Source organism: Glutamicibacter sp. GQ173 (assembly GCF_059759215.1).
In genome coordinates, this window is record NZ_JCAXDT010000004.1 from 195,400 (window position 1) to 208,373 (window position 12,974).

General features: G+C 50.2%; 8 protein-coding genes and 1 pseudogene. 4 read left to right on the forward strand and 5 right to left on the reverse strand.

Going from position 1 to position 12,974, the window contains the following annotated elements:
• Window positions 1-4: 4 nt before the first annotated feature.
• Window positions 5-1,465, reverse strand: a complete 1,461-nt coding sequence (locus AC6CHO_RS08605; RefSeq protein ID WP_498214637.1) for a hypothetical protein — start codon at window positions 1,463-1,465, stop codon at window positions 5-7.
• A gap of 177 nt (window positions 1,466-1,642) precedes the next feature.
• On the opposite strand from AC6CHO_RS08605, the pseudogene AC6CHO_RS08610 reads away from it, so the two are divergent.
• A pseudogene (locus AC6CHO_RS08610) lies at window positions 1,643-1,903 on the forward strand (S24 family peptidase); the annotation flags it as partial.
• A 389-nt stretch (window positions 1,904-2,292) separates the two neighbouring features.
• On the forward strand, window positions 2,293-2,871 hold the full coding sequence (locus AC6CHO_RS08615) for a recombinase family protein (protein WP_498214638.1): 579 nt from the start codon (window positions 2,293-2,295) through the stop codon (window positions 2,869-2,871).
• 621 nt (window positions 2,872-3,492) lie between these two features.
• On the opposite strand, the gene AC6CHO_RS08620 is transcribed toward AC6CHO_RS08615, so the two are convergent.
• A complete protein-coding gene (locus AC6CHO_RS08620; RefSeq protein WP_498214639.1) occupies window positions 3,493-3,756 on the reverse strand; it encodes a hypothetical protein in 264 nt (87 codons plus the stop codon).
• A 373-nt stretch (window positions 3,757-4,129) separates the two neighbouring features.
• Between AC6CHO_RS08620 and AC6CHO_RS08625 the strand changes: the two genes are divergently transcribed.
• Entirely contained in the window at window positions 4,130-6,115 is a 1,986-nt protein-coding gene (locus tag AC6CHO_RS08625; RefSeq protein ID WP_498214640.1) for an ATP-dependent nuclease, read from the forward strand.
• Window positions 6,112-7,872, forward strand: a complete 1,761-nt coding sequence (locus tag AC6CHO_RS08630; protein ID WP_498214641.1) for a UvrD-helicase domain-containing protein — start codon at window positions 6,112-6,114, stop codon at window positions 7,870-7,872. Before AC6CHO_RS08625 ends, AC6CHO_RS08630 begins: the two co-directional genes overlap by 4 nt.
• A gap of 529 nt (window positions 7,873-8,401) precedes the next feature.
• Here AC6CHO_RS08630 and AC6CHO_RS08635 read toward each other — a convergent pair.
• From AC6CHO_RS08635 to AC6CHO_RS08645, 3 genes are all read right to left on the reverse strand, one after another.
• Window positions 8,402-10,225 carry a hypothetical protein gene (locus tag AC6CHO_RS08635; protein ID WP_498214642.1) on the reverse strand — a complete coding sequence of 608 codons (1,824 nt, stop codon included), beginning with the start codon at window positions 10,223-10,225 and terminating at the stop codon, window positions 8,402-8,404.
• A gap of 250 nt (window positions 10,226-10,475) precedes the next feature.
• Window positions 10,476-10,868, reverse strand: a complete 393-nt coding sequence (locus tag AC6CHO_RS08640) for a hypothetical protein (RefSeq protein ID WP_498214643.1) — start codon at window positions 10,866-10,868, stop codon at window positions 10,476-10,478.
• Between the two features lie 2 nt (window positions 10,869-10,870).
• The gene (locus AC6CHO_RS08645) at window positions 10,871-12,949 is read right to left on the reverse strand and encodes a hypothetical protein (protein WP_498214644.1); all 2,079 of its coding nucleotides are present in this window, start codon (window positions 12,947-12,949) and stop codon (window positions 10,871-10,873) included.
• Window positions 12,950-12,974: the final 25 nt, after the last annotated feature.

Sequence of the window (12,974 nt, forward strand, 5' to 3'; positions counted from 1 at the left end):
TCGTTTATGAATCGATGAGGTTGCGTCGCAGAGCTACTTGGAATCGAACGTAAGCATCGTCTATGAGACGGTTCCTTGGGAATTCGCCTTTTGGAAAATGCTCACGAATCGCGTTGCGAACGTTCCATGCTTCTTTATTCGGACCGTTCAGCACCGCAGACAAGACTTTAACCATACGTTCCGCACCCAGAGGCGCTAGGCTTTCAAGATCATCCAAACTGATCGACAGGCAAGGGATGCCCGGGTCTACAAGACCACTGTGGAAATTACTATCATTTGCACAGTAAATCGGTTCTGCGGTAACGATGAGGCCGATCTGGTTCATATTGCTGGGGATCCTATTGAATTTCTCATGACCACTATGGATTAGCTCGCTAGAGTTCTTGATCTGTCGTCGGGCTTTCCCAATGCTCTTTTCCAATAGATCGTCGGTCTTACCTGGATCACCCGACAGGACATGTTGGGATAACTTCGCGCTCTTGCATTCAATGAGCAAAACCGTATTACCCGCGATAGCAAACCAGTCTACCGAGAGCTTCGGAGACTTTACTCCATAATCGATCTCAGTCAGAACATCGTCGAATCCGGCATATTCAAGCTGCATGCCCACGTATGCTTCAACGCGATACCCAAGCTCAGAAGGAAAGTTACCCCACTCTTCACACGCGCGATAGTACAAGTTACCGATGCTTAGAGTCTTCAAAAGATAGAAAGGTTGTGGCACCAATAGGGCACTTTTGCCTACGTCAATAATCGGGAAGCGCTCAAGGGGATTGAACGCGAAGCGCTTCAGATACTCTGGGATTGCAGGTATATTTTTTACGCTATCACGGGATTCCTGAACGGTAGCGGTCATATCTTCGAGGGTCCGCATCATGTTAGCCACCCCATTTCGATCAGCTTCTGGATGCTTTCCCAGGGTCTCCAATTCCTCTTTTTGGAGAATCCCGTGACGAAGGAACGTTGCGGCCTCGATAAGTCGTATAGATTCCAGACGATCTTCTAAGGGCATCCCAAACACTTGACCCCAATCACGGTCAGGAGCCTTGGAGCTATCAACTTGCAACCCTGGGTCACAACATAAGAGGTATGTGCGAGCAATTTCGTGTTCTACCGACAACTGGAACTTGTGCTGCTCGTATTGAAATGAGCCGATGGCGAGATGTAGCGGCTTGCCACTAAGTCCGTCGGAGAAGTCTGCAACGCCGAAGTTGTAAAGTAGTTTGTTAATCACTTTCGGCGTGACGCGTTGATCTCTGAATTCAGTCCCATAGAGTATTGACTCCCTAGCCAAAGCAGCTATGCCCCATTGGTTGTAGTACGTTCGTAACGACGAGAATGGCTTACCTTTGAGCGAATACGCCGATATTGCTAGGACAGGCAGCAACTCAGAAGGCTTATAGCGCCTCACTTCATGAACAACATCACCCCAGCGGGGGTACTTCCTGTGAAGGTTCATTTTCATTGCCTGACGTAGATCTATAGCTTCAATTTCTCGCTACGGCTTCCCTTAGATGATAGCTGTCGTTCGTCAACTCTAAACTCGTCATCGAGAATTTATCTCCTAAGGAGTGGTGCTGTTTTGATTGTTGATCAATTACAGGTTTGTGCCCTAGTCGCCCAACATCAACATGTTATTGCTATGGCATTGGACCGCGTTCCGGCCGGCTATCCCTCTCCTGCCCAGGACTACTCAGATACGAAGATTGATCTGTCCGAAATGTTGATCCGTGACCAGGTCTCCACCTTCATCGTGCGCGTACCCGGTGACTCAATGCAAGATGCGGGGATCGGTGACGGGGATGAGCCGATGGTGGACCGCCCCGTGCACCTCAAGGATGGGCATGTGATGATTGCGGTCATCGACGGGGAAATGACCGTCAAGCGGCTCTTCATCACTCCTTAAGGCGTGTTGTGTACGGCAGTATCCAATGCATCCACGACTACTTCCGCCCTCCGCGTTTTCACGCTCGAGGCTATGAATAGTCCTGGCTGTTCGGTCTAGGATGCCGCAGCTGTCCTGGTGGGATGCATTCGCAGATGAGGCGGAGCCTTGTGGGTTTTGGTAATTCTTGCTGAGAAGCTAATCACGTGTTGTTCTCAGAAATAGCATTGCATGAACTTTGATTTGCATAGATAATCCTCGGAGGCCGTCTTTCATGAACGAGTAGGTGTGCGTATTCGAAGGATCCCTTGGCCAGAGTAGGGGAGGAACCCCTGTTCTCAAAGGCAATTCCAATAACTGCCGAGATTGGCTGGCAACGTGAATCGAATACTGAGAAAAGAGCATTAGTGACTTCCTATCGCATCGGCTACGTTCGACACTCGGGCCTATCTCAAGAATTCGATTTGCAGGTCGAGGCTCTGAGGACAGCAGGATGCCATCGGGTCTACGATGGTATTGCCGACGGTGTCGGGTCTTTAGGCTCAGGTTTTGCTGCGGCGCTAGACAATTTGCGAGATGGCGACACTTTAGTCGTATGGAAATTGGACCACCTCGAACAGGACATTGGTGAGTTCCTGGACTTTGCAGCGGGATTGAGCGCTCGTGGTATTGATTTTGTAAGCCTCGCCGATGAAATAGATACGACCACAGTTTCCAGTCGTTTTCATTTTTTCAAGTTCATAGAGTCGCTCGCGCGGTTGGACCAGAAGCATGAGGTGGAAAAATTACAGGCCAAGTCGGGGAGTAGTAGCCGGGGCGCCCGGAACGGCGGACGCAAACCGATCATGACGGATGAAAAGCTTCAAATCGCACGAAACCTGCTCAAAAGGGGAGTGTCGCCAAGGGACGTCGCTGGCAAAGTGGGCGTATCGGTACCCACCCTTTATCGCTGGATACCAGCTACAAGCAGGGGAGAAGCTTCTTGAAATGGGCCGCTTATGGCGACACGACTCTAGGAATCGAGCCTAAATCATGATTGAGAGCTTCTTAGTACTTTGCTGTCTATGAATCATGCTTTCGCTTCAAGAGCAAAAGCATCACCTGGCCGAGAACTGCAGAAGTTCCTGCTAAGGGTTCAATGGAATGGGCAGATTCTGAGTTCGTCTGCATCTGTTAGCGTCTACCCCCTAGATACTGGCCTGTTGAAGTTGGCACTTTATGCTTTCTCGAAGATACATGTATTTTTTCTGGAAGACCGAAACAAATGTTGGATTGAGCGCAGTACACACCGGCTCTCATTGGCCTTGTTGGTGTAGTCATCGGTGGACTACTAACTTTCGGGATACAAGTACGAGAGCGACGTCTGAAGCGAATCGAAGCGATCAGGGATGAAGTAGCGGAGGTCATCATTCTTTCTACGGAGATCCAAGAAGGTCTACAGACACCTCATATGCCCGCTGTCGAGTACAGACTTTCACGCGAACAGATCGATTTGCTCATGGCTCAGGTAACAGCGGAATGGAGGAAAGTAAGATCGAAACTTATCCGGCTTAGTCATGTTGCGGATAGGCCTACTAAGGTAGCTGCTGAGGAGCTACTGTGATCGCTCAAGACTGCCACGAATTATCTGGATCCTCACAGTAGACCGGGGCTGAAATCTGATTTTGAACGCGCAGATGACGTTTTGCTTGATATTGAATCTGGTATGGCGTCATTGAGCGCGGTATCTCAAATGTTACCCATACTGCGGCGTGCAGTTCTTCGAACTCATCAACATAAACAACGCTGAGCGGTTCACGAATGGGGCGAGGCGCTAAATTATCCAAAGCCTGGGCCTGGGACTCAATGAAGGATTCAATAACGCGGAACACGTCCAAATGGGGATTGGTCTACAAAAAAATTATATTTCTTGATTTTTAAAAGTGATCCTCTCAGGACCTCCCGGAGCGTTTAAAGACTTAGATTTCGCCTTTTCTGTGTAAACCTTGTCGGCTAGGGTTCGGATTTTATTGTAAGAAATTGGTGTATGGATAGATCTCCTGCAAGCTATTGACAGCAAGAGATATTGGCCGTGAAATCTTGGATAGCCCACTTCGGCGGTTCTATTGGACTTACTGTGCATATGAACCTAAAACCTTGTCCGTTTCTGGCTAGAATTGCTGTCATGATCGTGCAGCATCATTAGCACGTTAATCTATTCTCAGCTTCGCTGATTCGAGCATAAAGGTAATTCGAGGGGAATCTATGTGGCTGTCACAACTCGACCTAACCAATTATCGTGCGTGCAAGGAGACCTCCTTGCATCTCGATCCCAACTTGACTGTGCTTGTTGGAGAAAACGCAGCAGGGAAAAGCGCTTTAGTGGATGGCCTTCGGCTAGCTACATATCCAGCATCCGGACGGTACACACTTTGGTTCGATAGAGAACGTGACGTACACCATGCTGCAGCTGAGAATGAAGAGGTGTCCGCGAAGTTATCGTTCACCGGCCTATCTGAAGCTGAACAAGCGATCTATATGGCGCATTTAGTGGACCACGATGGAAAGCTTATATTTGGGACCTCGTGGGCAACAGGAAAGAACGTTCCACGACGGAACGTTCAATCGATTACGATCGGAGAATCTAAAGCTGACGATCCGGAGCCGTCGACCAGACGGCGCATAGCTCATGTTTACCTACCGCCTCTTCGTGATGCGGTCAAAGACCTTGACAGTGGCGATGGAGCTCAACTTTTCGAGGTGTTAAAAGTGCTTCTAGACAATGATGAAGAACGTCAAGAGCAGTTTCTAAACTTCGCTAACAGTGCCTTGGCAACTATTGCTGACCATGAATTGCCGCAAGCGGCCTCGGCTAGTATCCAAACGCAGATGAGTGATGCAACTCCGCCCTCACGGACTCATACCGTGAGAATAGCATCGAGGCAGCAGGAACTGCGCAGGCTGTCCCGTCTCCTGCGCATTCAACTTGCTGAAGATGGCCTCCATCTTGGTGGAATTGAACAAGTGGGGCTCGGCTATGCGAACTTACTGTACATCTCAATGATCGTCCTCCAGCTCTCCAGGGCCGCTGAATATGACTTGACATTGTTACTAGTCGAAGAACCAGAAGCACACCTGCATCCTCAGCTGCAGACTGTGTTGTTGGACTATCTAATGAATCGTGCGAAAGAAAGTGGTCAGTCTCAAGGGAAATTGCAACCCGCTGGCAAAATTCAAGTGATTGTCACGACGCACTCGCCAGTATTGGCAAGTGCAGTTAGCGTTAGCAATCTTGGCGTGGCCACCCGCCAGGCCTTGCAACAACCGTTCGATCTTATGACGACGCAGGAACCCTTCGCTAGCGCCCGACGGATGATCGAGCAAGAATCATCCGGACAAGCGGAAGAACAAGCGGAATCGGAGGTTTCAATTCCAGCTGAGTCAGGTCTTTGGACGACACAAGTCACCTCTATTAGTCGACTTGGTCTGAGCAAACCCGAAGTTCGCAAAATTGATCGGTACCTACACACTACGCGCGCTGCATTGCTTTTTGCTCGCGACGTAATACTGGTCGAAGGCATTGCTGAAAGTATTCTCATGCCTGTTTTCGCAAGTATCATCTACCGACAGATCCCGTCTCCTGCATCAGAGAGTCCTGCGGACCGATCGAGCCGGGAAGGGCAGAACGTGCGTAATCGCATAGCGCTTCGACAGTTTAAATCGACGTCAATCATTGCAGTCGATGGCGTCGACTTCCAGCCCTATTTAAAGCTCCTGCTGGGAGGAGAAACGCAACGGATAGATCGGCTTGCCGTCATTACTGATTCGGACGGTGGTGCGGGGGCAAAACGCAGGCAAGACTACCTTGCAGCTTTTCCCCGTGCAGTTGAAATCAAACAACTAGAAGTTTTCGTCGGTACTCGAACTTTGGAGGCTGACCTATTTGCTCAAGAAGGTAACGAAGCTATTCTTCGTTCTGCATTCTTGGAACTACACAAGCTGTCCGCAACAAGGTGGGATTCTGTTTCCGAGGCGGCGAAAGAAATGACTGCGGAAGAACGCGCAAATCTCTTCGGAGATGCGATTAAGAAAAGTGGCGAAAACCCAAACGGTCTCTATCTTGACATCGGCAAAGGAGACTTTGCTCAAGTCGTGGCGGAAGGAGCGATTTCCGAGACTGAATCCGGAACTCAGATTTTGCTTGTTCCCCCTTACCTTGAGAAGGCAATTCGATTCGTGGCGGAGAAATGACGGACTCCTATCTAAGCGCACAGCAATTGAGGGCCTTAGATCCGACGATACGTCTGATTGAAGCTGGACCAGGGGCAGGAAAGACCAGAACAGTAGTTGAACGGTTTAGGAAAGTGGCGTCCCAACCCGGGCAGTTTGCAGCATTGCTTTCGTTTACTAATAGTGCAGTCGATGAAGTGCGCAAGCGTTGCGCCGCGCAGCCACATCTTCTCCGGCCACCAAATTTCGTGGGGACCTTCGATACGTTCTTTCACCGTTTTGTCACCACACCTTCGTTCTTGCGAACACAAAATAGGCAACCTAGATATGTTGCTTCATGGGACGATCTGCCAGATCACTGGTCGAGGGTACGTCCACCATCGGGCGGGACAGGCTTCCCACTGTCTGCATTTGATGTGTCACAGGACGGCAAGCCCCATCTTGTGCCTGAACGGTTGAATAGGATGGATAGTTCGACGTGGGCGAAACTCACTGCCCATACTCAGAAATATCTAGCAGTAGAGGCCGCTGCACGGCATAAAAAATTGACTGACGCTGGAATTATGAGTGCCGCTACTGCACGTGATTACGCGCTACTTGTCCTTCGTACCTCAGAAGGACAGCAGGCCTTGAAACGGCTTAGCCTTCGTTTCTCTGAGGTTATAGTTGACGAGTTTCAAGATTGTAATGAAACAGAAATCCAACTACTGAACCTTCTTCAGGATAATCACCTCTCGGTGGTAGCCGTTGCCGATCCCGACCAGGCCATCTACCAATTCCGACAAGTTGGATCAGGCAACATTTACCATGAATTTCGATCCGCTGTGCCGGACAATGCGATCGCTCCCCTGAATGAATGTTATCGGTCCAGTCAAGCCATCTGCAGTGTTGTAACCAGTCTACGAAGCGTTTCACCGGATCCTGTCTTAGCGTCTGATCCTGCTACAGAAGGAGCGCCTCATATTTTTGTTCTAGAGAGCAAATTGAATGAGACGATGACCAAGGCTAACTCTGTACTTTTGTCTCAGGGGATTAACGCCAGAGATTCTCGCGTAATTGCTCATGGGGATACCGACGCTAGGCGTTTACTGAATCATCAACCGGGACTTAAGGGAAATTCTTCCGCTCGGCGAATCCTCCAAGCTATCCTCGAACTTCGTGGCCGCGGAACTGTGGCTCGTCGACTTTCTGCGCTGGATTCACTCAGCAGAATATTTCTGTCCGCGATTGACCAATCCGGCATCCCTGAAGTTTCAACAATGAATGAGACATTGATACATTTCGGAGTCGACCCTCTAGCACTTCGTATATTTTCAAACAGACTTGTGGCGGCCAGCGAACAGTGGAAGGCGCCGGATGACTACGCAATTTCGCTCTCGAGTATCATCATCGAAGGGTTCATTGAATTTGGCCTAACACCAAAATCTAATCTAAGAAGGACATTTCCTAAACCAAAAGCTGACCTGTGGGAACTTTGGATTAAGCAGTCTGCCGGTCTTGCCACTACAGAATCAGAAGATTGGAAATGGTCAAACATTCACCAGGTCAAAGGAGGTGAGTTCGATGCCATCCTTTTATCAATCCCTTCGAAAGCCCGCCCCGGCAACACGCACCCATTAGATGATTGGGAAAATGACATTAAGTCTGAGCAGCGACGAGTACTCTATGTCGGCGCTAGCCGGGCTCGGAAACTGTTGATGTTCTGGCCTGAAGGACAGCGCTACGCGCAATTATTAAGAATCCTCGAACAGGACGGCATTCCTTATGTCGCGGTCTGACCATGATTCAGCCTTTCAATTATTCGGAACGGCGTCTGTTTTCAATAAGGTGACTCGCGCTAAATCAATACAATATTGGTTCGCGTTCCAAATCGTGAGTGCGATTCAGTTCGTATTCTGTTGGCGGTGCCACGGCTTAGGGTCTTGCAGATTTGGACCGTTCATGGGTTACTGCTCGTTAAGTTGTCTGTCGCTATGGAGGTTCCGGGGAGAAAAGTTCTTGTGGTCCGTAAGCGTGGGCGCTGGTGTTATGGCGGCAACTCGCTCGGCCTTCGTATCGCCGAGAAGAGATCATGACGGTCTTCGCCGCAGCTACGTTCATCCGAGTGTCCGTCGTTGCAACGCGATCAAGTGATTGATCAGACGTTGAACCGGAAGTTCCAAGCGATGGACCAGCCAGGCTACTAGGATGCGCCGGGCGGACGCATGCCCAGAGAGCCCATCTGATTCTGGCCATTTTCCGAGAGTTCGGAGACGATGTTGGCAAAGGTCAATGCCATTGAGCGTAAGTTGCTATTGAGGCGGCGAACTAGCCGCAAATAACACGTGCGAAGTCAGAGGACGGGATGGCGGGTGCCTCTTCTTGAGCTAAATCTTTCAGCTCAGCTATCAGATAGTGAGATTTTAGGGGGTCTGCTTTGCGGAATTCCGACATGATGCGATCCGCAAGTTTAGCTTCCTTCATGAAGCCAAGGTCTAGCGCGATCTTTCGTACGTACCTTACATGGCGGACGAACGAAATATTGGGGGAGAGGAGGTACAGACCAAAGGCGACTAACGCGTATTCCAAATTCTGGCGGGTAAGAACTGGCCTATTATCACGCGTTGTTTCGTATCGGAGTTGCAGAATTTTCAGGAGCAGTTCGTCTGGTGGCATTCCGCCGGAATTCAACTCGATAACATCGGAAAATGTGCTTGCTGGCATAGTCAATTGTGAATCTGAAGTTCCTAACCTGCGAACCACAATTTGCGAAGCGCCCGTTTGCTTTTGCATGGCAAGCATTAATGCCACGTGTGTTGCTGAGAGGGTTCCGTCCCCTAATGTTATTTCCCATACTCCGTCTTGATTCTTAGCCGAATGCAAGAATTCTCCTGAATGCTCCAGAAGGAAGCAAGACAATTCAAATGCGGATAACCCAGCATATTCAGCATCATCATCGCTCATCGATATTTCAATTCCTGCCAGTTCCAACGCATTGGTAAGCGCCCACGAGAGCGCCGCAAGCGACTCGAAAAAGGCAAAAACATTGTCGAGTATCTTGTCGACAGGAACAGTCTCGCTGAAGGAATTTAGTTTGAAGCTGACCGAGTCATCGCCAATTGAGTAACTTGTCCGACCATGACCCGCAGCATTGCGGAGGTAGCTCACAGTACCTAGGAACCAGCTAGAAGTTACTGGTGAGGACAACAATGATGTAGCCAGCTGGGTTGCGTTTAGGTTCATTAGTTGTTCGTAGGACTTTGATTTTAGACCTGCCAACCGGCAATACCAAGCAAAGAGGGGAGCAGCTACGTCTTCAAAAATTTCACCATAGAGGTTGATGACGCGACGTAGCAATGAGTCAGGGTTAGTCTCGACCTGAAGGATTGACTCGTAGGCCTTCAAAGATTCCAAGACAGATCTCTGAGTGGACGCCAATCCTTCGAGCGCTCCAGGAGACTGAGAAGTTTGAAGTAGATTCGCATTGCCGAGACAGAAAGTAGCCGCATCGCCGATCACAAGCGAAAAACGCTTGGGATCAAAATGCGCCTCAGCAATTCCCTTCAATATCAGGAAGTCAATCCCTTTGCCAGTAGCGATTCGCACGCCCAATTCTTCGGCGGCGAGAGCCGCTCCTTCTTCTTCAAGGCCAAGAAAAGACAAATTAGGCTTGGCGAAGCTGATCGCACGCAGGGAGCGTTTGAGGAGTCTCGGTTCTGAAGTATCTTCGTAAGCCGCAATCGAGTTGAGTACGATTTGGTAGCTTGCAAGATCAGAACCGGCGGCGTCAAGTAGCTCTTGAGCGGTCTTCGCCAGGCGTTGAGCGTCGTGTCTGGACGGTGCGATCAGCGCTTCCCGCCATGCCATCCAGGCTTCGCCAAGTCGATCAAGGGTCGAGATGGTTGCACTAATGAGTGCAATATTTGGGCGATATAGTGGGGCATCGGTAGCACGTGACTGTAGCTCAGAAAGCTTTGAAAGAGCGTGGCTTAATCCTTCAATTACGCTCGTGGATCCGTTAGTTCGTGCGAATGCGTTGATCCCGATGGCTAATTGTTCAGCAAGTGAAACGATTTCATCGTCATCGGGCAAGGTGTCTGGCCCGGGGGGATAAATGCTTGTTGAGTTAATTAGAAGATCAATTTTCCTCATCGCACTTTGACGCTGTGCAACTGGCGGATTTACCTCGTTAGCACGGGCTAGTTTGCCGCATTCTGGGCATGCCGCTCCAAGGATGCGTAGTCCTCCACACCGTTCACATTCGGTCGCATCGAAATGGAGGAAGCTTTTCATAGCCAACTGGGCCCTTCTGCTCTTAGTATGTGCTCAAGCCTGGGTGTGCTGTAAGTACTCATCGCGGCAAGTAACTTTAACATCTATTGGAGATGACGTCATCCATTAACTATGTGCCCTTTGTCGGAAGTTTAACGACTTTTGCGTTGGTTCCGATTTGGTCATGCAGGGCTTGGTTTTCAATAGTTAGACGCTGTATATGTGCAACTGCCACTTCTAGCTGATCGCGCAGTATGGCATTTTCTTTTCGTATTGCCCTTTCTCGCGAGTCGCTCATTTCAACGTTACGAGGGGATGAGGGTTCGCTGTCCTTAGCGGCGCGATGCTCGTTGACAACGCATTGAGCAATTCCAGGAAAATAACGCCAAAAAGTTGAATTTGTTAGACCCACAGCAGATGCCAAGGCGCTTGCAGTGACAATGCTGCATTCCTTCGATTCATGTAATTGGGCAAGGGCTATTCGGACTTCTTCTTCCGTTGGGAGAGCAACGCGTCGAGTCATATCTAATTCTCGTTTCGAGCTATAAATTCGGCAATTTGTTTTCGGCGGGTCTCCAGACTCGCGAGCAAGAGTGGAGGCAAAGACGGCTTGGTAACTAGCTCTCGATCGATAGTTTCGATCTCTTCGTTCCAGGTCCGGACGTTCTCCTCGGTGAGCGCTGTATTGCGACAGGCTAGTGGCTTGCAGTTACTTTGATCCGGCTTGTTCTCATCGGGGTTTGCCCGGTCACGACAAAGCGCCTTATCCCGGTTATAGACACAAGTGACGTATTTGCCAGGGTATACGGCGGCATTAGGCGTGGACAGTATTCGCAAGAGCCGTCGGCGGTCAGTAGTCACAGTTCCTGCAAAAGCTGCGTCCGCTCCGAGAGTTGTCAACCGTATTTCGGCTTCTGCCGAGGCTGGCCCTGTAAGCCGGGTATGCTCGTTGTGGTTGATCATAGCCAAGAGATGTTCGCTTCGGGCGAGAGCTTCTTCGGATTCGACCTCGGCTCGAAATCCCGATGAGCTCGTGCCTGCATATCCCTCAAACATTTGCACACTGTGATGGCGGTAAGCGATCGCACCCGCAATTGATCCGCCTGGTCGTCGAGCGATATACCAAGCGAGGGTGCGACGGAACTGTCTGGTGCTCAAACGCCATGGCTTACCATCCACATTAGGAATTCCGTCAATCCTGTCATGAGCCGAGCAGTAATTCGTGACCCATAGTATGAGTCGATTTATTTGACGGTTGGTTCCCGCTACCGTCATAGCATCATTGACTCCGCGGGCCGATGGGTGGCGGCCCGATTTGATCGGAGCAAACAGCCAATCTGTGCGCCCGCGCGACCGTTCAAGTTGAATACGTTCCATGACGCGTATAGCTTTTGCTGCAGGCTCGCCGACAATCCAGGTCGCAACGACACCGGTTTCGGTGTGTTCTCCCTTGAACGCGAGGCTCGTAACCTTCCAACGATATGGAGTGCCGGTGCCGTCCAACACAACAGCGCAGCATCCCGCGCGCAAGTGTTTGATCTCGCTGTCCCGCATGCCAGATAAAAAAGCAACTACGATATAGCAAGCAGCCTGCAGCATTTGAGTCAGTACAGTCAGTGAATCGTCACGGATTGGATCCAGCGAAATTCCCTCAATCCATGGGGAGCCGTCGATCGTACCTCTTACCTTGATGTTCAGGGAAACAAACTCCGAGACCCCAACGGCTTCGGCTGTAGCCTCAATGCTGGCTCTGTGATCAGGCAGAACTCTTTCAGTGCAACCAATTAAACGCGCAAGTGCTTTATAGCTGACTTGTCCGCTGGCGCCGGGCAATGGTTGGCCTAAGGAGCGAGCGTTTTCTAAAAAGTCAGAAATCTTGAGTCTGCTCGACCCATAAGCAGCAACTGATCCGGGTGGTTTTGCACTTAGGGTTTCTAGACGAATTACCGCGCTAAGAATGTCATCGGCGAAGTCATTTACGAATCGTAAGGCCCAAACCAAAAGGCGACTATGGACCTCCTCAGGTATACGCGCAGTTATGTTCTCTGCACTGACCGGATTCGAGTGCTGTGGCTCGTTCCAACCCGGAACTAGCCGTGGATCAAGTTTTAGGGCCTCTTCTGACAGACACTGTCGATACCTCCAAAAGAACACAACGGCAGCGCGCAGAGTGCGACGCCGCGATGCCGAGCGATATTGATCAAGTAAGAACTTCTGATACTGCAGAAGCGTTTCGTCCGTAACTTGCGCAAGTTTTCGCACGGAGTGGTGGCTGTCGAGCCATCGCAAAAAGATTGCCGCGTTGTAGAACACGGAGACGACACTGGTGATGTTAGGCCGAGGCTCGTCCGCAGGAAGATCACCAGATAGCAGCGCATATGAGAGCAGCTTCAAGGTGTGCCTTTGTGGAGCCGGAACTTTGGCAAATCTTAATGTTAGACCGCGTTCTTGTCCCTGAAGAGCGGCAGGCATTAGTGGCCAGTCGTTGTCGGAGAAGCAGGCAGTTTCGGACATTTGAGTATCCGGGCGTAGCTGGCGATTATGCAGAACGAACGTAGCATCATCGATCATTGGCGATGGGACGGTATTTGGGAAGGTATTCATGGTTGCTCCCATCCTGGCTCTACGA

What these genes read in the sequence shown, in the direction of transcription:
- AC6CHO_RS08605 (WP_498214637.1), bottom strand. Translation starts at nt 1,465, where the DNA reads ATGAAAATGAACCTTCACAGGAAGTACCCCCGCTGGGGTGATGTTGTT.
- AC6CHO_RS08625 (WP_498214640.1), top strand. Translation starts at nt 4,130, where the DNA reads ATGTGGCTGTCACAACTCGACCTAACCAATTATCGTGCGTGCAAGGAG.
- AC6CHO_RS08630 (WP_498214641.1), top strand. Translation starts at nt 6,112, where the DNA reads ATGACGGACTCCTATCTAAGCGCACAGCAATTGAGGGCCTTAGATCCG.
- AC6CHO_RS08635 (WP_498214642.1), bottom strand. Translation starts at nt 10,225, where the DNA reads ATGAGGAAAATTGATCTTCTAATTAACTCAACAAGCATTTATCCCCCC.
- AC6CHO_RS08640 (WP_498214643.1), bottom strand. Translation starts at nt 10,868, where the DNA reads ATGACTCGACGCGTTGCTCTCCCAACGGAAGAAGAAGTCCGAATAGCC.
- AC6CHO_RS08645 (WP_498214644.1), bottom strand. Translation starts at nt 12,949, where the DNA reads ATGAATACCTTCCCAAATACCGTCCCATCGCCAATGATCGATGATGCT.